18 protein-coding genes are annotated in these 22,928 nt (G+C 73.3%); 8 read left to right on the forward strand and 10 right to left on the reverse strand.

Going from position 1 to position 22,928, the window contains the following annotated elements:
* Genes AB0K37_RS07500 through glf form a run of 3 tightly spaced genes read right to left on the reverse strand, consistent with a single transcriptional unit; the run spans position 1 to position 4,078 of the window.
* A complete protein-coding gene (locus AB0K37_RS07500; RefSeq protein WP_363976288.1) occupies positions 1-870 on the reverse strand; it encodes an ABC transporter permease in 870 nt (289 codons plus the stop codon).
* Positions 867-2,912 (reverse strand): glycosyltransferase, encoded by a 2,046-nt coding sequence (locus AB0K37_RS07505; protein ID WP_363976290.1) that lies wholly within the window; start codon positions 2,910-2,912, stop codon positions 867-869. The genes AB0K37_RS07500 and AB0K37_RS07505 overlap by 4 nt, the downstream gene beginning before the upstream one ends.
* Positions 2,909-4,078 (reverse strand): UDP-galactopyranose mutase, encoded by a 1,170-nt coding sequence (gene glf / locus AB0K37_RS07510; protein ID WP_363976293.1) that lies wholly within the window; start codon positions 4,076-4,078, stop codon positions 2,909-2,911. Before glf ends, AB0K37_RS07505 begins: the two co-directional genes overlap by 4 nt.
* A 135-nt stretch (positions 4,079-4,213) precedes the next feature.
* Here glf and AB0K37_RS07515 point away from each other — a divergent pair, with 135 nt between their 5' ends.
* From AB0K37_RS07515 to AB0K37_RS07530, 4 genes are read left to right on the forward strand one after another with little or no spacing between them, the layout of a single operon-like run.
* Positions 4,214-5,587 (forward strand): hypothetical protein, encoded by a 1,374-nt coding sequence (locus AB0K37_RS07515; RefSeq protein ID WP_363976296.1) that lies wholly within the window; start codon positions 4,214-4,216, stop codon positions 5,585-5,587.
* An 8-nt stretch (positions 5,588-5,595) separates the two neighbouring features.
* Positions 5,596-6,813 carry a hypothetical protein gene (locus AB0K37_RS07520; RefSeq protein WP_363976299.1) on the forward strand — a complete coding sequence of 406 codons (1,218 nt, stop codon included), beginning with the start codon at positions 5,596-5,598 and terminating at the stop codon, positions 6,811-6,813.
* The gene (locus AB0K37_RS07525) at positions 6,810-7,802 is read left to right on the forward strand and encodes a glycosyltransferase (RefSeq protein WP_363976302.1); all 993 of its coding nucleotides are present in this window, start codon (positions 6,810-6,812) and stop codon (positions 7,800-7,802) included. Before AB0K37_RS07520 ends, AB0K37_RS07525 begins: the two co-directional genes overlap by 4 nt.
* Entirely contained in the window at positions 7,786-9,324 is a 1,539-nt protein-coding gene (locus tag AB0K37_RS07530) for a glycosyltransferase family 39 protein (RefSeq protein ID WP_363976304.1), read from the forward strand. The genes AB0K37_RS07525 and AB0K37_RS07530 overlap by 17 nt, the downstream gene beginning before the upstream one ends.
* On the opposite strand, the gene AB0K37_RS07535 is transcribed toward AB0K37_RS07530, so the two are convergent.
* Positions 9,306-10,790, reverse strand: coding sequence for a family 43 glycosylhydrolase (locus AB0K37_RS07535; protein WP_363976307.1), 1,485 nt, complete (start codon positions 10,788-10,790; stop codon positions 9,306-9,308). The genes AB0K37_RS07530 and AB0K37_RS07535 overlap by 19 nt on opposite strands.
* A gap of 172 nt (positions 10,791-10,962) precedes the next feature.
* Here AB0K37_RS07535 and AB0K37_RS07540 point away from each other — a divergent pair, with 172 nt between their 5' ends.
* Entirely contained in the window at positions 10,963-12,456 is a 1,494-nt protein-coding gene (locus AB0K37_RS07540) for a sulfatase (protein ID WP_363976310.1), read from the forward strand.
* A 105-nt stretch (positions 12,457-12,561) separates the two neighbouring features.
* Entirely contained in the window at positions 12,562-15,918 is a 3,357-nt protein-coding gene (locus AB0K37_RS07545) for a hypothetical protein (protein WP_363976313.1), read from the forward strand.
* 34 nt (positions 15,919-15,952) lie between these two features.
* Here AB0K37_RS07545 and AB0K37_RS07550 read toward each other — a convergent pair whose 3' ends face one another.
* Both AB0K37_RS07550 and AB0K37_RS07555 read right to left on the reverse strand, forming a co-directional pair.
* Positions 15,953-16,927 (reverse strand): glycosyltransferase, encoded by a 975-nt coding sequence (locus AB0K37_RS07550; protein ID WP_363976316.1) that lies wholly within the window; start codon positions 16,925-16,927, stop codon positions 15,953-15,955.
* Positions 16,928-17,099: 172 nt separating this feature from the next.
* On the reverse strand, positions 17,100-18,530 hold the full coding sequence (locus tag AB0K37_RS07555) for an LCP family protein (protein WP_363976318.1): 1,431 nt from the start codon (positions 18,528-18,530) through the stop codon (positions 17,100-17,102).
* A gap of 132 nt (positions 18,531-18,662) precedes the next feature.
* Between AB0K37_RS07555 and AB0K37_RS07560 the strand changes: the two genes are divergently transcribed.
* Positions 18,663-20,090: a DUF1266 domain-containing protein gene (locus AB0K37_RS07560; protein ID WP_363976321.1), complete on the forward strand. Its 1,428-nt coding sequence runs from the start codon at positions 18,663-18,665 to the stop codon at positions 20,088-20,090.
* A 193-nt stretch (positions 20,091-20,283) separates the two neighbouring features.
* On the forward strand, positions 20,284-21,099 hold the full coding sequence (locus AB0K37_RS07565) for a hypothetical protein (RefSeq protein ID WP_363976323.1): 816 nt from the start codon (positions 20,284-20,286) through the stop codon (positions 21,097-21,099).
* Positions 21,100-21,165: 66 nt separating this feature from the next.
* Here the strand turns inward: AB0K37_RS07565 and AB0K37_RS07570 are convergent, their stop codons facing one another.
* From AB0K37_RS07570 to AB0K37_RS07585, 4 genes are all read right to left on the reverse strand, one after another.
* Positions 21,166-21,474, reverse strand: coding sequence for a DUF1416 domain-containing protein (locus tag AB0K37_RS07570; protein WP_185031495.1), 309 nt, complete (start codon positions 21,472-21,474; stop codon positions 21,166-21,168).
* Positions 21,475-21,502: 28 nt separating this feature from the next.
* Positions 21,503-22,342: a sulfurtransferase gene (locus AB0K37_RS07575; protein WP_363976326.1), complete on the reverse strand. Its 840-nt coding sequence runs from the start codon at positions 22,340-22,342 to the stop codon at positions 21,503-21,505.
* Positions 22,339-22,776, reverse strand: a complete 438-nt coding sequence (locus tag AB0K37_RS07580; RefSeq protein WP_363976329.1) for a DUF4395 domain-containing protein — start codon at positions 22,774-22,776, stop codon at positions 22,339-22,341. The genes AB0K37_RS07575 and AB0K37_RS07580 overlap by 4 nt, the downstream gene beginning before the upstream one ends.
* Before the next feature lie 78 nt (positions 22,777-22,854).
* Positions 22,855-22,920: a putative leader peptide gene (locus AB0K37_RS07585; RefSeq protein WP_353819285.1), complete on the reverse strand. Its 66-nt coding sequence runs from the start codon at positions 22,918-22,920 to the stop codon at positions 22,855-22,857.
* Positions 22,921-22,928: the final 8 nt, after the last annotated feature.

The raw sequence follows: 22,928 nt of genomic DNA on the forward strand, positions 1-22,928 counted from the left end.
CTACAGCTCCTGCGCGAAGCGCGCCTGCATGCGGGAGAACGCCGCGTGCCCGGCGGCGAACACCAGCACGCTGACGGCCAGGGCGACCCCGGCGTGGGCGTAGAGGTGGGGCGGGAACGCGTAGTCGCCGCGGGTCCCGGGCGCCCAGAAGGCCCGCTGGAACAGGGAGACGGCGCTGACGAGCGGGTTGGCGAGGTAGAGGTCCAGCACCCAGCCGGGCGCGTGCTCCCGGACGTGGGTCCACGGATAGATCATCGGCACCGACCAGGTGATGACGATCATGGAGATGTCCACGACCTGCTCCAGGTCGCGGAAGAACACGTTCACGGCCGCGCAGAGCAGCCCGAGCCCGAAGCCGAGCACGAGGATGATCGCGAACCCGTACAGGGCCGCGCCGAGCTCCGCGGGCGACGGCCGCCATCCGGCGGCGACGGCCCCGCCCAGCAGGATCATCATCCCGGGCAGGAAGTGGACGAGCGAGACCAGCACCGACGCGGTCGGGAACAGCTCGCGCGGCAGGAACACCTTGCGGACGAGCGCGGCGTTGCCCGTCACCGAGCGGGTCGTCGAGTGCAGCGTCTCGGTGAACAGGTTGATCAGCACCATGCCCGAGAACAGGTAGACCGGGAAGTCCTCGACCCGGTCGTCCATGCCGAGGAAGACGCCGATGACGTAGAAGTAGACGGCGAAGTGCACGGCCGGCCGCACGTAGGACCAGCCGAGGCCGAGCAGCGAGCCCTTGTAGCGGGCCCTGAGCTCCCGGCGCACCAGCAGCCGCAGCAGGTACTTCTCCCGGAAGGTCCGCCGGAGGCCGCCGTCCCCTCCCGGCGCCCGCAGCCCCTCGCCGGCGCGGACCGGCGCGGCGGTCATCCGCGCCCGCCCCCGTCGGCGCCCCCGCCGCCCGCGGCGTCGAACGTCGCCCGCCAGGCCTCGGCGGAGGCGAGGTCGGCCATCGCGGCCCGGTAGCGGCGGCTGAGCTCCGGCCACTCGCGGCCCAGCCGGGCGTGCAGCAGCGACGTGCGCCGCAGCAGCGTCCGGAAACGCTCCGGGTCGCGCTGGTACCAGGCCACCCTGGTGCCGTCGGCGGACGAGACGAGCGCGCTGTCGACCTGCGACAGCAGGCTCCAGTGCCGGTCGATGTGCGGGACGACGGCCTGCGGGTTGCCGCGCGAGCCGGGCTCGACCGGACGGAGCTGCCTGACGGTCCCGAGCATCGCGCTCGCGAGCACGTTCGCCGTGCCGCGCGGCGGCTTGAACCCGCGCCCGCGCTTCGGCGGCTTGGCGCGCCGTACCTGCGGGAACTCCTCGTGGCTGGCGCGGTTCTGCGCGTCGGGGAACGCGGCGCGGAACGCGAGGATCTCGGGCAGCTTGGAGGCGATGCCCGCGTGCATGTGCTCGGGCCCGCTCAGCACGTCCTCGATCGCCGACAGCATCAGCTCGGCGGTGGAGTACTGCATGGCCAGCGCGTGCTTCACCGAGATGATGAAGCTCTCCTTCAGCAGGTTGCCGCCGCGCTCGTACGGCGAGTGCATGAGGGCGGTGACCAGGCGGTTGCGCTCGTGGAAGTACGCCTGCCAGTCGATGCCGTCGTCCTTGTCCTGCCAGGGGACGTGCCAGGCGGCCATGCCCGGCAGCGTCACGGTCGGGAAGCCCGCCTCGCCGGCGCGGACGCAGTACTCGGCGTCGTCCCACTTGATGAACATCGGCATGGACAGCCCGACCTTGCGGACGACGTCGGTGGGGATGAGGCACATCCACCAGCCGTTGTAGTCGACGTCCACGCGCCGGTGCAGCCACTTCGTCTTGAGGAGGCTGCCGGAGCTGGTCCGCGCGCGGGGGCTCGGGTCGGGCGGCTTGGCGAAGTCGTGCTCGCGCTTGGTGTGCGGGGCCTCCTCCCACCACCAGCGGTACCGTCCGATGGTCTCGCCGTAGGCGTGCAGCTGCGAGCGGACGAAGAGGTTGAACATGTGGCCGCCCACGATCGTCGGCGTCCGGGCGAAGTCCGCGAACGCGACGGCGCGCAGGACGCCCTCGGTCTCGGTGACCACGTCGTCGTCCAGGAGCAGGACGTAGTCGCTGGTGCCGGCCTTGAGGGTCTCGTCCATCGCGCGGGAGAAGCCGCCGGAGCCGCCGAGGTTGCCCTGCTCGATGACGTGCAGCTTCGGTCCGAGCGACGCGGCGGCGCGTTCGAAGTCCTCGTCGTCGCGGACGCGCTGGTCCCCCTGGTCGACGACGTAGACGGCGTCCACCACCTCCAGCGCCTCGGGCGCGCCGCCGAGCGCGACGAGCTGGTCGACGCAGAAGCCGGGGCGGTTGTACGTGGTGATGCCCAGGCTGACCCGCCCCTGCCGGACGGGTCCGGTGGCGCCCGTGTCGGCGCACCAGTCGGCCCGCTCCAGGACGGCGTTGCTCTCCCCGGCGAGCACGTCCATCCAGTACCAGCCGCCGTCGATGAACGGCCGCAGCGTCAGCCGGAACGTCTCCTCGCGGGAGGTCTCGGAGTCGACGCGGACGGAGTCGACGCGCTGGACGTGGCCCTTCGCGCTGGACCGGTAGACGATGACCGTGGCCTGGCCCCGCAGCCGGACCCGCAGCACGACCTCCTCCACCGACGTCCAGCGGCGCCAGTAGCTGGCGGGGAAGGCGTTGAAGTAGGTCGCGAACGAGACCCGGCGCCCGACCGGCACGACCACGCTGCGCCGGCCGACGCCCTCGGTCCCGTCCGCCGGGGCCCCGGCCGGGGCTTCGGCGGCCGTCTCCGCCGCGACGGCCTCGGCTCCGCGGGCGATCTCGCCCTCGACGTACAGCTTGAGCACGTCCAGGTCGCGGTCGACCGGCATGACGACGCGCTGCAGGATCCGCAGTCCGGGGGCGGCGCCGGACTCCCCGGACGCCTCGGCGTGTTCGGTCACTCGTCCATACCTCCGCTAGTGAGACGCGAACCCTCGCCGAAATGGGGACGCAGCCGGTTGTCGACCATGGTGAGCGCGCTCGCGATGGCCATGTGCATGTCGAGGTACTTGTAGGTGCCGAGCCGCCCGCCGAAGAGCACGCCGTCCTCACGCCTGGCCAGCTCGCGGTAGGCGAGCAGCCGGGCCCGGTCGGCGGCGGTGTTGACGGGATAGTACGGCTCGTCGCCGCGCGCGGCGGTCCGCGAGTACTCCCGCATGATGACCGTCCGGTCGGACGGGTAGGCCGCCCGCTCGGGGTGGAAGTGCCGGAACTCGTGGATCCGGGTGTAGGGGACGTCCTCGTCGGCGTAGTTCATGACGGGGGTGCCCTGGAAGTCGCCGGTCGGGACGACCTCCGTCTCGAAGTCCAGCGTCCGCCAGCCCAGCTCGCCCTCGGCGTAGTCGAAGTAGCGGTCCAGCGGGCCGGTGTAGACGACGGGCACGTTGCCGACGAGGTCGTCCCGCAGGTCGAGGAAGTCGGTGTTCAGCCGGACCTCGATGTTCGGGTGGTCGGCCATCCGCTCCAGCCAGGCGGTGTAGCCGTCGACCGGGAGCCCCTCGTGGGTGTCGTCGAAGTACCGGTTGTCGAAGGTGTAGCGCACCGGAAGCCGGGTGATGATCTCCGCGGGCAGGTCGCGGGGGTCGGTCTGCCACTGCTTGGCGGTGTAGCCGCGGATGAACGCCTCGTACAGCGGACGCCCGATCAGCGAGATCGCCTGCTCCTCCAGGTTGGCCGGGCGGCGGATCTCGGCGGCCTGCTCGGCGATCAGCGCGCGCGCCTCGCCGGGGGTGAAGACCCGGCCGAAGTACTCGCAGATCGTGCCGAGGTTGATCGGCATCGAGTAGACCCGGCCCTTGTAGGTGGAGTACACGCGGTGCCGGTAGCCGGTGAAGGCGGTGAACCGGTTCGCGTACTCCCACACCCGCTCGTTGGAGGTGTGGAACAGGTGCGCGCCGTAGCGGTGCACCTCGATGCCCGTCTCCGGCTCCGCCTCGCTGTAGGCGTTCCCGCCGATGTGGTCGCGGCGGTCGAGCACGAGCACGCGCAGGCCGAGCCCGGCCGCGCATCGTTCGGCGACCGTGAGACCGAAGAAACCGGCACCGGCCACCACGAGATCAACGTTCACTGGACGGCGTCCATCCGACTCGTGCGGGGAGCGAGGGACCCGGCGGCACGGGGGCGCCGGCCGGATCCTATGTACGGAATGCGGCTAAGATACCCGGGGTTCGTTCGGTACCGGCGCAGGAAGCCAAGGATCGCGGTGGCCCCACCCACTCCCGGCAGTGCGGCGCACGACGCTCCCAGCAGTGCGGCGCACGACGCTCCCGGTACTGCGGCTCACGGTGCGCGCCCCGCGGTCTTCCTGCACGTCGGCGCCGCCAAGAGCGGCACGACCTTCCTCCAGCACGTGCTGTGGCACAACCGCGACCGGCTGCGCGAGCACGGCGTCCTCTACCCGGGCCGCGACCGGGCCGCGCACGTCCGCGCCGCGTTCGACCTGCGGCAGACGTTCTTCCGCGAGGCGTCCGACCCCGCCACGCGCGGGGCGTGGCACGACCTCGTCGCCGAGGCCCGCGACTGGCCCGGCACCGTCGTCATCTCGCAGGAGCTGTTCGCGCCCGCCGAGCCGCGCTGGATCCGGCAGGCCATGGCCGACCTCGATTTCGCCGATGTTCACGTGGTCTTCACCGCGCGCGACCTCGGCCGGCAGATCCCGGCGCACTGGCAGGAGGACGTCAAGAACCGCTTCACGACCTCGTTCACCGAGTTCGTGACGTCGCTGCGGCGGAAGGACTGGCACGCCTACGAGAGCGCGCGGCTGTTCTGGGGCCTGCAGGATCCGGTCGCGGTGCTCGGCCGCTGGGGCGAGGGCCTGCCGCCCGAGCGGGTCCACGTCGTCACCCTCCCCCGGCCCGGCGCGCCACGCGACCTGCTCTGGCGGCGCTTCTGCGAGGCCACCGGCCTCGTCCCGGACGACTACGACCTGTCCCGGACGTTCGCCAACCCGTCGCTCGGGCTGAGCGAGACGCAGTTCCTGCTGCGCCTCAACGAGACGCTCGGCGACCGTGTCGGCTGGCACGCCTACAACGAGGACGTCAAGCTGTTCCTCGCGCAGCAGCTCCTGACCGAACGTCCGTCTCCGGTCAGGATCGAACTGCCCGGCGAGCACGTTCCGTGGGCCGTGGAACGGGCCGTGGAGACCGTCGAGGCGCTGCGCGCGGCGGGCTACCGCGTGGTGGGCGACCTGTACGAGCTGATGCCGGCGGCGGCGTCGGGCCCCGCTCTCGGGACCGCGCCCGCACCGCCGCCCGACGAGGTCCGCTGGGCGGAGATGGCGGACGTGGGCGTCGACGCCGTCGCGGCGCTGCTGCGGCGCGTCCAGGAGAATCGGGCGATGGCCGAGGCGGTGCCCGGCGCCGGCCTCCCCGCCCGCGACCAGATCGACATGCTGCGCGATGGCTCGGCAGGCCTGCTCGACACGACGGACCGGCTCGTGAAGGACGCCGCGCCGTTCGTCGAGCGGGCCAAGCGCACGGCGCGGGAGCGCTACCCGGCAGCGCTCCGGCTGCGCGGCGCCTACCGCAGGTTCCAGGGCGGGACGCAAGGGCCCGAGGCCGAGACGAGAACGAGGTGAGCGCCCGCATGGGGGATTCAGGTAAGTCCGTCTATCTGCATGTCGGGGCGCCGACGGCCGAGGCGGCCTTCCTGCACCGAGCGCTGTGGAGCAACCGGCGGCGGCTGGGCGACGCCGGTGTCTGCTACCCGGTCACGGGACCGCAGGAGCACTTCGCGGCCGTGATGGACCTGCGCGAGATGAGCTGGGGCGGCCACCGGGACCCGGGCTGGGAGGGCGCGTGGGACCGTGTCGTTGAGCGCGCCCGCGCCTGGGACGGCCCCGCGGTCGTCTTCTCCCAGCCCTTGCTGGGCGGGGCGACCGAGCAGCAGGTCAAGCGGGCCGTCTCGGCGCTGGAGCCGGCCGAGGTGCACGTGGTCCTCGCCACCCGCGACCTGGGCTGGCAGCTGATCCTCGACTGGCAGGAGCAGATCCGCCACGCGCACACCATCACGTTCGAGCGCTTCGTCGACGATCTCGTCGCGCTCGGCATCGACGCGCCGGAGCCGTACGGGGAGATGTTCTGGGGGCTGCACGACCCGGTGCGGGTGCTGCGGGCCTGGGGGTCGGCGGTGCCGCGTGAACGTGTCCACGTCCTCACGCTGCCGCCGCCCGGCGGCCGCGCCGGCCTGATGTGGGAACGGTTCCGGACCCTGGTCGGCGTCGAGGACGGGGTGTGCGACCTCGGCGGCATCCCCGGGGACGAGCCGCTGTCGGCGGTCGAGGCGGAGCTGCTCCGCCGCCTGAACGAGAGGATCGGCACGTCGCTGGGCGGCGACTACGAGCGCATGGTCCAGGACCACCTCCTCGGGCGCGGGGCCGCCGGATCCGGAGGATCGACGCGGCTCGCCGACGGGGCGGCCGGCACGGAACGCACCCGGATGGGGCTGCCCGCCCGCCACGCCGAGTGGGCCGCGCACCGGACCCGCGAGCTGGCCGAGTCGCTGCGCGCCTCCGGCTACGACGTGGCCGGCGACCTGGACGAGCTGACCACCTCCCGGGTCCCGGAGGCCGCGATGCTCCCCGGCGACGTCCCGGAGGAGCTGGTCGCGACCGCCTCCGTCGCGGTGGTGGCGCACCTGCTGGAGGAGCTGTCGCTGGCGCGCGAACGCGTCGGCCTCGCCCATCTGCACAGCGAGATGACGGGCGTGAAGGAGAACCTGGAGCGGCTCTTGGAGACCGCTGCGTCGCCGTCACCGGCGCTGCAGCGCGCCGCCCGCCGGGCCGCGGGCAGGCGCAACCCGTGACCCCGGGCACGAGGAGCGGCAGCGGGCCGTCCGTCACCGCGGTCGTCGTCACCTACAACCGGCGCGGCCTGCTCGGCGAGGCCCTGACCGCGCTCGGCGCCCAGACGCGGCCCCCGGACCGGATCATCGTGGTCGACAACGCGTCCGCCGACGGAACCGCCGCGATGGTCGCCGAACGGTTCCCCGGCGTGCACCTGCTCGCCCTGCCCCGCAACATCGGCGGGGCCGGCGGGTTCAGCGCGGGCATGGCCCGGGCGATGGGCGAGCGCGCGGATCTGCTCTGGCTGCTGGACGACGACACCGTGCCCGAACCGGAGGCCCTCGGAGCCCTGCTGGACGCGCGGCGGGAGGCCGCGACCGGCGAGGACGGGCCGCCCGTGCTCGTGGCGAGCCGGGTCGTCTGGACCGACGGCCGGGACCACCCGATGAACACCCCCCGCCCCAAACCCCGGGCGACGGCCGCCGAGTCGCGGGTCGCGCACGCGGCCGGCTGCATACCGATCCGGTCCGCGTCCTTCGTGTCCGCGCTGGTGGACGCGGCGGCGGTGCGCGAGCGCGGGCTGCCCGTCGCCGACTACTTCCTCTGGAACGACGACTTCGAGTTCACGACGCGGCTGCTGCGCGGGCGCCGCGGGCTGCTCTGCCCCGGCAGCGTCGTGGTGCACAAGACCAGGGAGTTCGGCGGGGCGGACGCGGACCCGGGCGACCGCTTCTTCTACGAAGTGCGCAACAAGATCTGGCTGTTCACCGGGAGCCGCGGGCTCGCGCCGCCCGAACGCGCCCTGTACGCGGGGTCGACGGCGCGGCGCTGGGCCCGCACGTTCGCCGGCTCCTCCGACCGCGCGGTGCTGCGCCGAGCGCTGGCCCGCGGCGTGAAGGACGGCCTGTTCACCCGCCCGAGGCCGACCGCCGCGATCCTGCGGGAAGCCGGTGTCCTCGAAGAAGCCGAGTTACCTCCCGATCGCCGCGGCCATGGTAGCGACGGCTAGCCCCCCGCGGGACCGCACGGCGCGCGTCACTCGCCTGCTCGCCGGGCCGGCGCCCCCGGTCGCGTGCGCCGCGCTGACGCTCGCCGTGGCGCTCGTCGGCATCGGCACCCCGTCCCTGTGGCTGGACGAGGGCGCCACGATCAGCATGACCACGCGGTCGTACGGCGACATGCTGCGCGTCTTCCCGCATCTGGACCTCGTCCACGCCCTCTACTACATGGTCATGAAGCCGTGGGTGGCGGTGTTCGGGACGGGCGCGCTCGCGCTGCGGCTGCCCAGCGCGCTCGCCATGGCGGCGGCCGCCGCGGGCCTCGCCGTCCTCGGCCGGCGTTGCCTCGGGCCGCCGACCGGGCTCGCGGCCGGGCTGGCGTGGGCCGCCGGTCCGCAGACGAGCCGGTGGGCGCAGGAGGCGCGCTCCTACGCCATGACCGCGGCCGTCGCGGTGCTCGCCACCTACCTGCTCGTACGGGCCCTCGACCGGGACGAGCGGCGTCCTTGGCGGTGGTTCGCCGGCTACGCCGCCGCGGTCGCGGTGCTGGGGTTCCTGCATCTGGACGGGGCCCTGCTGCTCGCGGCGCACGGCGTGACCCTTCTGCTGACCCGTCCCAGGGCCGGGGTGTGGCTGCGCTGGCTGGCATCCGCGGCGGTGGCCACGGCCCCGCTCGTGGTTCTGGCGCTCGCGGCGCAGGACCAGAAGGACCAGGTGAAATGGCTTCCCCGGCCGTCGTGGGACGTCGCGTGGACGCAGCTCCAGTTCCTGGCCGGAGACCGGGTGCTCGTCGCGCCGGTCGTGACGCTCGCCCTGCTCGGCGTGGGGGCGAGTGTCTCGGGCCGCGTCTCCGTCCCCCGCCGCACGGCCTCCCTGCCCGCCGTCGCGCTGCCATGGGCGCTCGTGCCGACCGTGCTGCTGCTCCTCGTCTCCAGCGTGACGGACCCTGTCTTCTACTACCGGTACACGACCTACTGCCTGCCCGCGGTCGCGCTGCTCGTCGGCGCAGGTCTGGCCGGGTCGCTCACCGTCGCCCGCCGCCCCGCCGCCCGCGCCGTACCGGTGGCCGCCGCGGCGGCGGTGCTCGTGGTCCCGTCCCTGCGCGTCCACGGCGACATCCGCCGCCAGGACAGCCGCCTCGACGACATGCGCGCCGCCGCCGACGCCGTCCGCGCGCACGCCAGGCCCGGGGACGCCATCGTCTACCTCGCCGGGAGCGCCCGGTGGAGCGCCGCCGCCTACCCTGACGTCTTCGGACGGCTGCGCGACGCCGGCGTGAGCACGGACCCGGTGGCCGCCGCCAACCTCAAGGGCCGTGACCTGCTCCCCCGCGAGCTGCCGCCGAGGCTCGCCCGGACGGATCGGGTGTGGGTGATGAACCACCGCTCACTCGACCCGCACGCCCCGATCATCGAACGGCGGGAGCGCGCGGTGCAGTCCGCCGGGCCCTGGCGGAGGGCCGGCACGTGGACGTACCGGGGCGGCTGGCTCGTCCTGTTCGAGCGGACGGGCCCCTACCGCAGTTCCAGGTAGTCGACCTGCCCCTGACCGTCGAGGCGGCGCAGGCCGATCGTGTTCCAGCCCGCCGACAGCTCCACCGTCGCGGGGACGTCCGCCCAGTCGGCGCCCGCCGTGGCGCGCAGCCGTACGGACGTCGCGGCATAGCCGTTCACGGACATCTCCAGGTCGGAGTCGCGGCCGGAGCGGTTGGCGTACCGGGTGCGGACCGCGTAGCTCCCGGCGGTGGGCGCGAACACGGGCACCTCGACGCGGCAGTCGTCGCGCGCGAAGGGGCCGACCGCCGACCCCCCGGACGCGTTGGGCCGCGCCAGCGCCGAGACGCAGCCGTTCAGCCGCCCCCGCTCCGCCTCGTACCGGACGGGGACGCCCCGGACGGCGGGCCGCGCGCCGTCCCAGCCGAGGCGGGCGACGTACATGCCGCGGGTCACCCTGGAGCCGCCGCGGTGGCCGAGGATGCCGTGGAAGACGAGGTAGTCGCCGGTGTCGTCGGTGAACACGTCCGCGCTGCCCGGCCCTTCGACCTTCCCGCCGTACAGGCCCGTGGACTGGACGGCGCCGCCCTTGGCGTACGGCCCCTCGATCGACGAGGCCACCGCGTAGCGCGTCTGGTAGTTCGACTTGAAGTACCAGCCCGCCGAGTACAGCAGCACGTACTTCCCGCCGCGCCGGACCAGGTCGGGCGCCTCCACCAGGACGGGCTCGTCCGCCGCGCGCCCCATGATCAGCCTGGCCGGGCCGGCCGTGCGCAGCCCGTCCGGGCTCAGCCGGACCAGGTAGATCGCGGCCGACTTCTGGTCGTCGGTCTTGTAGAGCAGGTAGCGGGTGCCGTCCCGCTCGACGTAGGACGCGGGGTCGATCGCGCCGCCGAGGTCCAGCGGGCAGACCAGCGGCCCGCCCTCCTGCGGGACGAACGGGCCCGCGGGCGAGGACGCGGTCGCGACCCCGACGCACTGCTCGTCGCCGTCCTTGCGGCGCGCGGAGAAGTACAGCACGTAGGTGCCCTCGGGCTCGCGCGGCGGGACGACCTCGGGCGCCCAGGTCCAGCCTCCGGCGGCCCACGCCGGGAGCCGGGCCAGGCCGTCGCCGGGCCTCGTCCTCCAGGGCCCGGTCGGCGACGGGGCCGTCGCGACGGGCATCGTCGCGTCCGCGTTGTTGGTGCCGTAGGCGAAGTACGTCCCCGCCACCTTGATCACGGTGGGGTCGGCGAAGGACCCGTCGATCACCGGTTCCGCGGGCGAGTAGCCGGGCGGGTCGATCGCCGCCGGAGTGCCCGCCGGGCTCGGCGGCGGCGCGCCCGGCGACGCGCCGGGTCCGGTCCGGCCGGGACCGCCCGACGGGCGGGCGCCCGTCCCGCCTGACGGCGGGGCCACCGTCACCGCCAGCCAGACGACCAACGCGACCAGGGCGCTGATCGCGGCCCCCGCGATCAGCGGCAGCAGCGGTGCGAGCGCCCGCGGGTCACGGTCCGTCCACCTCATGGCACCCCGCATCATGCCAACAACCGGGGCGGGACGGCCAACGGGCGCCGCATGCGCGACCCGCGTCCGGATCGTTACGCTTGCCCGGCGATCTCGCCACAGAAGGGACACGCTCATCACGGAGGGGACGCTCGACACAGGAACGGCACTCGACGCGGAGAGGTCACGGACGTTGATCCGGCATCGGCGGCTGGCGGCCGTGCTGTGCCTGCTCGCCGTTCTCGGGGCGAGCGGCTGCCTCTTCCAACCGGACGAGCGCTCCGCGCCGAAGGCGGTGAAGCTTCCGAAGAAGCCGAACATCGTGTTCGTCCTCACCGACGACCTGTCCTGGAACCTCATCGCGCACATGCCGCGGGTGGTGCAGATGCAGCGGGACGGCCTCACCTTCGACGACTTCATCATGGCCGACTCGCTCTGCTGCACCTCGCGCGCCACGATCTTCACCGGGCGGTACCCGCACAACACCGGTGTCCGCACGAACTTCCCGCCCGACGGCGGCTACGAGGTCTTCAAGGACAAGGGCGGCGAGCAGGCGTCGTTCGCCCCGTCCCTGCAGAAGGCCGGCTACCGGACGGCGCTCCTCGGCAAGTACATGAACGGCTACCAGCCCAACGACACCCAGGGCGACACGAAGCCGTACGTGCCGCCGGGATGGGACGAGTGGCACGTCAGCGGCAACGGCTATCCCGAGTACGACTACAACCTGAACGAGAACGGCAGGCTCGTGCACTACGGCACCCGGCCGCAGGACTACCTGACCGACGTTCTGGCGAACAAGGGCATCGAGTTCGTCCAGCGGTCCGGGGCATCCGGGCAGCCGTTCTTCATCCAGATCGCGACGTTCGCGCCGCACGGGCCGTTCGTGCCGGCGCCGCGCCACGCCGCGCTGTTCGGCGGCCTGACCGCGCCGCGCCCCCCGTCGTTCAACGAGGCCGACGTCCGCGACAAGCCGTCCTGGCTGCGGTCGCACCCGCAGTTGCGCAGGTGGGGGATCCGCCGCATCGACGAGGGTTTCCGCGACCGGGTGCGGATGGTGCAGTCGGTCGACGAGATGGTCGGCCGCATCCGGACGGCGCTGAAGGAGCGCGGCCTCGACCGCGACACCTACCTGGTGTTCGGCTCCGACAACGGCTTCCACCTGGGCGAGCACAGGCTGGCCGGCGGGAAGATGACCGCGTTCGACACCGACATCCGCGTGCCCTACATCGTCGTCGGGCCCGGGGTCCCCGCCGGGCGCAAGGTCCGGGAGCTCGCGCAGAACACCGACCTGGCCCCGACCTTCCAGGAACTGGCGGGCGTGCGCCCGCCGGCGGCGACCGACGGCCGGTCGCTCGTCCCGTTCCTGCGCGGCGCCGCCCCGGCGGGCTGGCGCGAGTCGGCGCTGGTCGAGCACGTCAAGCCGCCGCCGTCCCCGCTGGACCCCGACCGGCAGGACTCCGCGCCCGGCTCGCCGACCACCTACAACGCGATCCGCACCCGCGACATGCTGTACGTGGAGTACTCCGGCGGGGAGACCGAGTACTACGACCGGGTCCGCGATCCGCACGAGCTGGACAACGTCGCCGCCGGGCTGCCGGAGCAGCGGCGCCGCCACCTGTCCGACCTCCTGTACGCGCTGACCCACTGCACGGGCTCCGGCTGCACCCCCGCGGGCCGGAGCCGATGACGAAGTTCCGTCCTTTATGCGCCGCTATCATCGCTGACGACTGCGGACGCGCCAGGGCGATGTGCAGGGTGAGACGTGCAGAGTGACCGGAAGCTGGGAGAGGGCGTGACTCCAACCGGAAAGCCGGATGACGACCACGAGGGTGAGCGTCCCGAACCCGGGCAGCCGGAGCAGACGCCTCCCCCGTCGCACTGGCTGGACGACCAGGACACCTCGTCCGGTCCGCTGCTCCCCGCGGACGATCCCGAGGACGACCTCGAGGACGATCCCGACGAGGGCGACGCGCCCGAGGACTTCCCCGAGGACTCCCCGGAGGACGACCCGGACGCGGACATGGCGGACCGCACCGTCATGGACCCCAAGTTCAACCAGACGTTGGTCCTGCCGAAGCGGCAGAAGCCCGCGGCCGACCGGCCCGTGGAGACCGCCGAAGAGCCGGGCGGCGATGGCGAGGAGGCGGCCTCGCCCGTCCTGCCCGCTCCCGTCGCGGACGCTCCGGCCGCGTCCACCGACGTCCCCCCGCCGCAGCCCTCCCCGTACGGGCAGGAGATGGCGGACGTGACGAGAACGGAGATCCCTCTCCCGCCGCCCTCCTCCTACGAGGAGGACATGGCGGACGTGACGAGGATCGAGTCCCCCACCCAGCCGCCTGCCTCCCACGGGCAGGACTCGGGGGAATTGACGTGGATCGAGCCCGCCGGCCAGCCGCCTGCCTCCTACGGGCAGGACTCGGAGGACGTCACGAGGACCGAGTTCCCCGCCCAGCCGCCTCCCTCCTACGGGCAGGACATGGCGGACGTCACCCGCATCGAGAAGCTGCCGCCCTTCCCGCAGGCCGCGCATCCGCAGCCCGCACCGCCGCAGCCCGCGCCCTCGCAGAGCCCCCCGGCCCCCGAGCCGTTCCCGTGGGCGCAGGAGATCCCCGGCGCCCCCGCGCGCCCGGCCCCCGAGCCGTTCCCCTACGCGCAGGACATACCGGGCGCGCAGACTCCCCCGGCCCCGCAGGCCCACGCCGCGGCGGAGCCGTTCCCGTGGGCGCAGCAGGTCCCCGGGACGCCGCCCCCCGCCCCCGGCCCGGAGGCCGTCCACCCGGTGGCGCCCCCGCCGGTGATCGAGGAGCCGTGGCGGACCGGGGGGCCGCGCGGCCCGAAGGGCCCCCGCAGGAGCCTCAAGAAGCCGCTGCTCATCGGCGCGGGCGGGCTCGCCGCCGTGGCGCTGGTCGCCGCGGGCGTGCTCGTGGTGCCCGGCCTGGTCGGCGGCGACGATGACGGCGGCGGCGCGGGCGCCAAGCTCGCCGGCGCGCTGTTCCCGGTGGACGCCGCCGCCCGCACCGACGGCCGCGACCAGCAGTTCACCGGTGTCGCGGCGCGCGGCTCGACGGTGGTCGCGGTCGGCGGCGAGACCGACCCGCAGAACTCCCGCGGCCTGTTCCTCGTCTCGACCGACGGCGGACGCACCTTCAAGTCGGTCGACCAGCAGGACACCGACGGCGGCCTCGCGCCGCCCGGCGGCATCCCCGAGGCGGTCGGCGCGTCACGCCGCGGCTGGGTCGCCGTCGGCAGACGTGTCAACGGCGGCGGCGCCGTGTGGACCAGCAAGGACGGCAAGGAGTGGCGCCGCCAGCCCGACGCCGTCGGCGACGTCTTCGGCCCGCAGAACCGGGTGACCCGGATCGTCGGCACCGGCGGCGGGTTCCTCGCCGTCGGCGAGAACTCCCCCAAGGGCGACTTCAGCGACGCGCGTCCGGCGGTGTGGCTGTCGAGCGACGGACGCCGGTGGGAGGCGCGGGTCGGCGACCAGATCGGCCTGCAGGTCCAGAACGCCGGGTTCTCCCTGGTCGAGACCGCGGCGAACGGCGATGTGATCCTGCTGGAGGGGCTCATCACGCCCGACTCCAAGAAGCCCGGCCCCTACCGGAAGGTCTGGCGCTCCGACGACGCCGGCCGGACGTGGGCGACGTCGGAGGTGCCGGCGCCGAAGGGCAGCCGCGGCCTGATGATCGGCGGTGGCGGCGGGGCGGGGTTCCTGGCGATGCGCGAGATGTCGGCGTCCGGGAAGCTCTTCGGCCAGGCCTTCACGTCCAAGGACGGCAGGTCGTGGACCAAGACCGGCAAGCTCGAACCGGCCGGCTACCAGAACACGAACGGGATCGTCTCCGACGGTCGGGGCTTCACCGCCGTCGTCGTCCGGGGCACCGACGTGCTGCTCGCGCGCACCGCCGACGGCTCCGCCTGGAAGGCGGCCGGCTCCGCCGAGTCGAAGGCGGGCCGGGAGGTGCTGGGCGCCGCGGCGGCGGGCGGCCAGACGGTGCTCGTCGGCCGCGAGCCCGGCGGCGGCGACCTGGACCCGATGCTCGGCGTGTGGGACGCGGGCGGCGCCGCGGTCCCCGTCGACCCGGCGAAGATCCCCGGTGCCGTCCGGCCCGACCACGCCGTGCGAGCCCTGGCCGCCGCGAACGGCCTCGCGGTCGCGGTGGGCAGCGCGAGCGGTGACGCCGCCGTCTGGTCGTCGCAGGACGGCGCGTCCTGGAAGGCCGCGCAGGGGCTCGGCGCCGCGTTCACCCGGCCCGGCCCGCAGCAGCTGGCCGACGTCGCCGCCGGCGGCGCCGGCTGGCTGGCGGTCGGCTACGACCAGTCCGCGCCGCGCCGCCCCCTCGTCGTCACCTCCCAGGACGGCTCGACGTGGCAGGCGGCCGACACCGCCCCCGCGTTCGCGGCGAACAAGCAGGGCCCGCCCGTCACCCATGCCGCTGCGGCCGGCTCCGCCGGTTACGTCGTCGTCGGCACGCAGGGCTACTCAGTCGCGACCTGGTACTCGCCCGACCTGAAGAACTGGGCGCGGGGCGCGGGCGCGGACCCGAAGATGATGGCGGGCAGCAAGACCGCGAGCCGCTGGATGCTGGACGTCGCGTCCGGGTCGTTCGGGTACGCCGCCGTCGGCGGCAGCCGGGACGGCAAGGGCAACCACCCGTCGGTGTGGCTGTCGCCCGACGGCAAGCGGTGGACGCTCCAGGAGCTCCAGCTCCCCGGCGCAGGGGTGACCGAAGGCCACCTCACCCATGTCGCCGCCAAGGGGAGCACGCTCGTGGCGGCCGGAATCGCGGCCACCCAGAAGGGGCTCGACTGGCTCGGCTACGTGTCCACCGACGCCGGCAGAACGTGGCGTCCTCTGCCGTCGCCGAGCGGCGGCACGACCGTCGGCGTCACCGCGCTGACCGCGACCCCGAAGGGCTTCGCCGCGACCGGCACCACCGGGCGCGCGGGCGCGACCGACGTGGTGTCGTGGACGTCCGCGGACGGCTCGTCCTGGAAGGCCTCCACGCCCGGCGGCACCGGCCTCGGCGGCGTCGGCGACCAGGAGATCACCGGGCTCGCCGCCTTCGGGAACACGCTGCTCGGAGTGGGCCGCAGCGCCGACTCGGGCGGCGGCCAGCCCGTCCTGTGGAGCCGGCCCGTGCCGTGACCGGGGCCGTGACCCGGCCCCGCGCCGCCCCGCGCTACTTCTCCGGTTGCGGCGGGGCGGCGTCCAGGCCGGGGAGCCCCTGGTGCCCGCCGCCCGCCGGGCGCGCGTGGCGGGGGATGTAGGGGATGGCCGGGCGGGGGCCCATCCGGGCCCGGTCGCGGTCGCGCAGGCGGTTGCGGCGGGCGCCGTAGGGGGCGACGACCGCGCGGTAGAAGGGTTTGCGGATCAGGGTGGGGACGAGCCGGTAGCCGCCGCGCACCATGACGTTGCGCCAGTACTGGGGCTGGGAGATGAAGCCCTCGCGGAGCATCTCGCGCTGCAGCCGCAGTTCGGAGCGCAGCAGGTCGCGGCCGCCGCGCCGCTCGTAGGCCCCGTCGCCGACGCGGTAGTAGACGAGGGGCTCGGCGACGTTCACGATCCGCGCCCCGCCCGCGATCATGCGGGCGAACAGCCAGTAGTCCTCCATCAGGGGGAGGTCGCCGTAGCCGCCCGCGGCGACGACGGCGCTGCGCCGGTAGACGACCGTGGGGTGGTTGAACGGATCGTGCAGGCGGGAGTAGCGCGCGATGTCGGCGGGGTCGCTCGGCGGGATGCGGCGGCCCACGATGTCGGTGATGTCGGTGCCGAACTCCAGCAGGCCCGCGCCCACGAGGTCGGCGCCCGCGCGCACCAGCGGGACCTGCGTCTGGAAGCGGTGCGGCATCGAGTAGTCGTCGGCGTCCATGCGGGCGACGATGTCGTGGCGGGCGGCGTGCAGGCCGGCGTCGAGGGCGGGGCCGAGACCGCGGTTGTGCTCCAGGTGGACGAACGCGACCTCGACCGGGCTGATCCTGACGAGTTCGCGCAGGCCGGAGGCGAGCGCGGGCGGGACGGGCCCGTCCTGGACGAGGACGACCTGGTCCGGGCGGAGGGTCTGGAGGTGGACGGCGCTGCGGAAGGCGTCCCGGACATGCTCCTCACGATCACCGCCGTAGACGGTCATCAGAAGGGTGAAGGGTTCGGGCAGCATGCGTCCGTTCCGGGGGGAGCGTGGCGGCCGCGGGGACACCCGTGCTGGGCGGGTCGGCGGGCCGGGTCGGGGGGTAGGGGGCGCCGTCCTAGATGGGACGCTTTGAGGCGGTCGATGGTTTGCGCGGCCAAGATACCGCTGAGAGACGGCTCCATCGGGTTCGGGCGCGGAATCAGGTCGGTGCGCAGATGTTGCGGTCGGCGCGGATCTCCCCCGCGATCTTCGGAACCATCGGGCCCAGCCCCCGCAGGGGGGCGCCGTCCCTGCCGATGACCAGGTAGACGTAGCCGGGTTTCGCGGACGCCCACGGGCGCGGCTGGTGGCCGGGCACCGCGATCGCCGTGCGCGCGGCCTGCCGCTCGGCGCCCGCGCCGTAGAGGATCTGGGTGTGGGGGACGGGCTTCCTGGCGGTGCCGACCTTGACGACCTGGAAGCCGCGCTCGGTGAGCTGGTCGGCGGTCCGCTGGGCGAGGCCGCCGGTGCCGGAGGCGTTGTAGACGCCGAGCCTGACCTGCGTGGGCGGAACGGGCTGGACCTTGTTCGCGGGCACGGGTTCCGGCTGCGGGAGCTTGTTGTCCTCGCGGATGGCCCGGAACAGGGGCTCGGCGGCGGCCTGGGCGAACTGGACGCGGTTCTTGTCCTGAGGGAACGCCTGCACGGGAACGGTGACGAAGCGGACCTTGCCGGCGCTCATCCCTCCCAGGGACGCGGCGAGCTTCTGCATCACCGACAGGGTGAGCCCGTCGTCCGCCTTGATGGACTTGGTGGCGGCGGACAGGAAGTCGTAGGTGCGGCCGGGGTCGGTGAGCATGCCCTTGTCCGTGGCCTTCTTGACGACGGAGGCCATGAACGCCTGCTGCCGCTTGATCCGGTCGAGGTCGGAGCCGTCGCCGAGGACGTAGCGGGTGCGGACGTAGCCGAGGGCCTGGTCGCCGCGGACGGTCTGCCGGCCGGCCCGGAGGTGCAGTTCGGCCTTGGGGTCGTCGATCCGCCGGGGGACGCAGATCTCCACGCCGCCGAGGGCGTCCACGACCCGCTTGAACCCGGCGAAGTCGACCTCGACGTAGTGGTCGATGTGGATCTTGGTGAGCGACTCGATCGTCCGCCAGGTGCAGGCGGGGCCGCCGTTGGAGAACGCCGCGTTGATCATTCCGAACTGGGCCGGGACGGTCGTGCCGTTCCTGCGCTTGCACGGCGGCATCTGCACCATCGAGTCGCGCGGGAAGCTGACGCCGATGGCGCTCTGCCCGCCGGGCGAGATGTGCAGCAGGATCGTGGTGTCGGAGCGCTGCCCGGCCTCGGTGCCGTAGCGGGCGTTCTCCCCGGCGCGGCTGTCGGAGCCCATCATCAGGATGTTGAGCGAGTTGTTCAGCTTGGGCGGCCGGTGCTCGCCGAGCCTGCCGTCGACGTTCTCCCGGTCGATCTGCCCGTCGAGCCTGCGCCAGAACCCGTAGGCGGTCAGGCTGCCCGCCACGAGCACGACCGACAGCCCGATCGACACCCAGCCGAGCATGCGCCACAGGCGCCCCCGCACCGGCGGCTCCGGTGGCGGCGGGGCGCTGTCCGCGTAGTACACGGGCGGGGGCGCGACGGCTCGCTGCATCCGGAACATTTCAGCACAGATTGGACATGCGCCACGGGCGTCGCGGGAAAGAGCCGGGCCCGCGTTCCGACCGCCGCATAAGGGGCACCGGGTAGATGATCTAGACGTAAGGGATGCTGTACGGTCCTGCCCATGGAAGAGGCCGGTCAGCTCGACGCGCTTGAGCGGGCCGTCGAAGGGACGCTCGCCGAGGGGTCGTTCGAGTTCGACGACGAGGAGGCGGTGCTCCGCATCGAGGGGTCCCTCGTCCTCACGACCGGCTGGTTCCTCGGCCTCGGAGCGGGCGGCGTGGGCCTGCTGCTGACCGGCGCCGTCCTGTCCCTGACCGGGCTCCCGGACCAGGCGCGGTGGGCGCTGGCCCCCGGCGCCGTCCTGCTGGCCCTGGTGGCCGGGTTCGTCCTGCTGCTGCGCTTCACCCCGCTCGCCGGGCTCTGGTCGGACCTCGAACTGCGGTTCGCCGAGCAGGCGATGGTCCACCGGCGCACGCGGATCCCGTTCGGCGACCTGCGCCCCGAGCACCTGGTGTGGAAGAACGGCCGGTTCTTCCGCCGCCTCTACGTCCGGCACCCGGCGCTGCGCAAGCAGCTCGCCGGGTTCTTCGGCAGCGAGGAGCGGCAGGCCGAGGAATTCCAGCGGCGGCTCTGGGAGCTGATCCGCGCGCCCGACCTGAACGGCGTCCTCACCCGCGGCAGCGACCTCACCCCGGTGCAGCGCTGGATCATCGCGGCCGGCGCCCCCTACGGCGCCGTCAACGGGTTCCGGGTGGACCGGCTCGGCGCCGCGCCCGGCGCGTCCGCCGCGGCCGCCGACCGCCGCGCGGCGCAGGACCTGCTCCAGGACCCCTGGGGCGCCTACGACCTGGAGCAGCTCCTCGGCGCCGTCAACTGGCTCGTCCAGGACGGGCACCGCGCCGACTTCGCGCAGGACGCGCACCTCGCCGGCCGGTCCCCCGCCGAGCAGCGGGAGTACGAGTCGCTGCTGCGCGAGGTCGACGGCCTCATCGCCGGCGACCGGCTGGAGCCCCCGTTCGTCGAGCGGCTGATCGAGCTGGTCCGCGTCCGGTACGGCGACGAGGGCGACTCGTACGCGCGGCTCGTCCCGCCGCTGCTGCGCGACGAGCCGGGCGCGGACGCGAGCGAGGAGGGCGCCGAGCTCGCCCAGTTCCTCCACCAGCTCTTCAACGACCGCAACCACGCTGCGGAGGAGCTGCACCGGCTGAAGGCCCTCGCCGACCCCGCGCTGCGCGCCAACGTGGGACGGTTCCTGATCTGGGACTACGGGCGGGCGCTCATGCTCTTCCGGTGGGGCCACATCGTCGGCTGGCTGACCGAGGAGTACTGCTGGGACCGGATGCTCCCGCTCGCGCTCGACATCCAGCGGCGGTACACGTCCTGGCGGGACATGGCGACCTGCTACCTGCAGGGGCGCCTGCTCTGGTCGGGCGGCGGCGGCACGGCGCAGGCCGAGTACGAGCGGCTCGTCGAGGAGCTCGCCACCGAGCCCCGCAGCCCCTGGAACCTCGTCCCCTGGGACCTGGAGCTCACCCGCGACTGGGCCTAGTCCGGGGTTGGCCGCCCGCCGCAACCGGACCCGCCTGTGATCTATCTCTCGGGGCCCCGGAATGCCCGCCGCGGAACGGTTGTGCCGGTGCGGCCATCTGTATATGGGAAATCTGCCATGAAATCACCATTCACCGCACGTAGTCTGGTCCGACCTCAGTCGGCACCCCGCACGTGAACCGCCCGGAGCGACCATGAACCCCCCACCTTGGCCCGGCCAGCAGCCCGGTCGGCCGGGATTCCCGCCGCCTGCCGCGCCCGCCGGCCCTCCGCCGATGCCCGGCGGCCCCGGTTTCCCACCCCCGTACCCGCCGCGGCGCGGCGGCGGCAGCACGCTCGTGTGGCTGCTCGTCGTCGGCGCGGTGCTGGTGGTGGCCGTCGCCGGGACGTTCGCCGTCCTCGTCTTCAGCGGCGATGACGACGACCCGGTCCGGCCGGTGTCGCTGCCGTCCACGACGCGCATCCCGAGCTACGGCTCCACGACGGAGCCGACCGTGCCCTCGCCCACCTACTCCAGCGGCGGGGCGGTCGACCCCTCCGGCGTCCTGAAGCGGACGATCACGACGGCGAAGGGCAACGTGTTCACCCAGGCGGGGACGCGCACCGAGTCGTGCATCACCCGCGCGAACTCCGTGCTGCTGCCGGCGCTGCGCCGGCACCCGTGCATGGGGAACATGTACTCGGCCGTCTACGCCAGCCCGTCCAGGCAGATCATCACCTCGGTCTCGATCCTGAAGTTCGCCACGTCGACGGACGCGTCCATCGTCAAGGGCTACACGAACCAGGAGGGCTGGCCGAAGCTGCTGACCCCGTCGGACGCCAGCGGGCTCCCGCAGCCGAAGGCCGACCCCGCGTACTGGACGCGGACCTGGGCGCAGGGCTCCACGGTCGTCTACGCCCAGTCGTACTGGTCCAGCGGCGGCCCGACGGGCGACCGCACCGGCAGCGTCTTCGCCACCGCCGGGGAACTCGGCGTCGAGGTCACCAACACGCTGATGTTCAGCAACTGACCCTCGAACGCGACGAAACCCGCCGCCCCCGATGGGGACGGCGGGTTTCGCGGACCCGGGTGCGGGTCAGATCGTGACTTCGAGACCGGCGACCTCGCCGGTCTTCGCGGTGACGCCGGTGTCGACGCTCACACCGCCGGCCGCCAGGACGCGGACCGTCCAGTCGCCGTCGGCGGCGAAGAAGCGGAACACGCCCTCCTCGCCCGTCACCACCTCGGCGGTGAACTCGCCCGACGAGTCGAGAAGGCGGGCGTAGGCGCTCGACACCGGGGCGCCGTCACGCGTGACGGTCCCCTGGATGACGGCCTCGTTGGCCAGGTCGACGGTCGCCGGAAGGTGCGCCGTCTGCTCGGGCGCTGCGCAGCCCTGGGTCATGGTTCCTCCAAGTGTGGTGCTGCGGGACTTACTTGCCTGCGCCGAGCTCGATCGGCACGCCGACGAGCGAGCCGTACTCGGTCCACGAACCGTCGTAGTTCTTCACGTTCTCCAGGCCGAGCAGCTCGCGCAGCGCGAACCACGTGTGCGAGGAGCGCTCGCCGATGCGGCAGTAGGCGATGGTGTCCTTGTTCAGGTCGACCCCGGCCTCGGTGTAGAGGGCGCGGAGCTCCTCGTCGGACTTGAACGTGCCGTCGTCGTTGGCCGCCTTCGACCACGGGATGTTGGCCGCGGTCGGCACGTGGCCGGCGCGCTGCGACTGCTCCTGCGGCAGGTGGGCCGGGGCGAGCAGCTTGCCGCTGAACTCGTCGGGCGAACGGACGTCGATCAGGTTCTGCTTGCCGATCGCGTCCACGACCTCGTCGCGGAAGGCGCGGATCGTCAGGTCCTGGTCCTTGGCCTTGTAGTCGGTCGCGGGACGGCTCGGGACGTCGGTCACCAGCTCGCGGGAGTCCAGCTCCCACTTCTTGCGGCCGCCGTCGAGGAGCTTCACCTTGTCGTGGCCGTACAGCTTGAAGTACCAGTACGCGTACGCCGCGAACCAGTTGTTGTTCCCGCCGTACAGGATGACCAGGTCGTCGTTCGCGATGCCCTTGCTCGACAGCAGCTGCTCGAAGCCGGTCCTGTCGACGAAGTCGCGGCGGACCGGGTCCTGGAGCTCGGTCTTCCAGTCGATCTTCACGGCGCCACGGATGTGGCCCTTGTCGTAGGCGGACACGTCCTCGTCGACCTCGACGAGCACGAGCCCGGGGTCGTCAAGGTGGGCCTCGACCCAGTCGGTGTCCACCAGGACGTCTGAGCGGCTCATGCGGGAACCTTCCCTTCGGAGCGGACTTTCGCGGTGATGCGGCGGAAGAGCGGATACATCTCGCAGCCGAGGCAGAACCCGAACGCCGCGTTCAGGAACGCCGCCGCCAGCGCGAGGGCGGTGGCACCGATGCCGAGCCAGGTGGTCCCCGTCGCGTACCCGACGGTGCCCAGGAGGGCGAAGGCGAACCCGACACCCTGCGCGAAGCGGGGCGCGGCCTCGTCCTCCAGTTCCCTGGGCGGGGCGAGACGGGGACGGATGAGCACTTTGAACACCAGTCCGTACGGGGCGTACCGAAGGCCGAGGGAGGTCGCGATGGCGAACACGACGGCCTGAGCGGCGAGCAGTGCCCAGCTTCCGGTCACCAGGACGACGACGAGGACGGCCGTGGTGACGGAGGCGCCGAAGCGCGGCCCGCGTGGATCGACCTGCATCGGGGTTCTCCTGGCGGAGTGGAAGCGTGCGTACGAGCTAGAAGGAGAAGGTGCTCGGGGGCGGACGGGCTCGATGCCTCAGGCCATGCGACAGAGCGAGGCGGCCACGCGGCAGAAGTCCACCGCGCGGCGCTTCGTGAGCATCTGCTCTG

This window comes from Actinomadura sp. NPDC049753 (assembly GCF_040674655.1).
Lineage (GTDB): Bacteria > Actinomycetota > Actinomycetes > Streptosporangiales > Streptosporangiaceae > Spirillospora > Spirillospora verrucosospora.

What these genes read in the sequence shown, in the direction of transcription:
- AB0K37_RS07535 (WP_363976307.1), bottom strand. Translation starts at nt 10,790, where the DNA reads ATGAGGTGGACGGACCGTGACCCGCGGGCGCTCGCACCGCTGCTGCCG.
- AB0K37_RS07575 (WP_363976326.1), bottom strand. Translation starts at nt 22,342, where the DNA reads ATGAGCCGCTCAGACGTCCTGGTGGACACCGACTGGGTCGAGGCCCAC.
- AB0K37_RS07580 (WP_363976329.1), bottom strand. Translation starts at nt 22,776, where the DNA reads ATGCAGGTCGATCCACGCGGGCCGCGCTTCGGCGCCTCCGTCACCACG.
- AB0K37_RS07565 (WP_363976323.1), top strand. Translation starts at nt 20,284, where the DNA reads ATGAACCCCCCACCTTGGCCCGGCCAGCAGCCCGGTCGGCCGGGATTC.
- AB0K37_RS07500 (WP_363976288.1), bottom strand. Translation starts at nt 870, where the DNA reads ATGACCGCCGCGCCGGTCCGCGCCGGCGAGGGGCTGCGGGCGCCGGGA.
- AB0K37_RS07550 (WP_363976316.1), bottom strand. Translation starts at nt 16,927, where the DNA reads ATGCTGCCCGAACCCTTCACCCTTCTGATGACCGTCTACGGCGGTGAT.
- AB0K37_RS07530 (WP_363976304.1), top strand. Translation starts at nt 7,786, where the DNA reads ATGGTAGCGACGGCTAGCCCCCCGCGGGACCGCACGGCGCGCGTCACT.
- AB0K37_RS07555 (WP_363976318.1), bottom strand. Translation starts at nt 18,530, where the DNA reads ATGCAGCGAGCCGTCGCGCCCCCGCCCGTGTACTACGCGGACAGCGCC.
- AB0K37_RS07570 (WP_185031495.1), bottom strand. Translation starts at nt 21,474, where the DNA reads ATGACCCAGGGCTGCGCAGCGCCCGAGCAGACGGCGCACCTTCCGGCG.
- AB0K37_RS07520 (WP_363976299.1), top strand. Translation starts at nt 5,596, where the DNA reads ATGGGGGATTCAGGTAAGTCCGTCTATCTGCATGTCGGGGCGCCGACG.
- AB0K37_RS07560 (WP_363976321.1), top strand. Translation starts at nt 18,663, where the DNA reads ATGGAAGAGGCCGGTCAGCTCGACGCGCTTGAGCGGGCCGTCGAAGGG.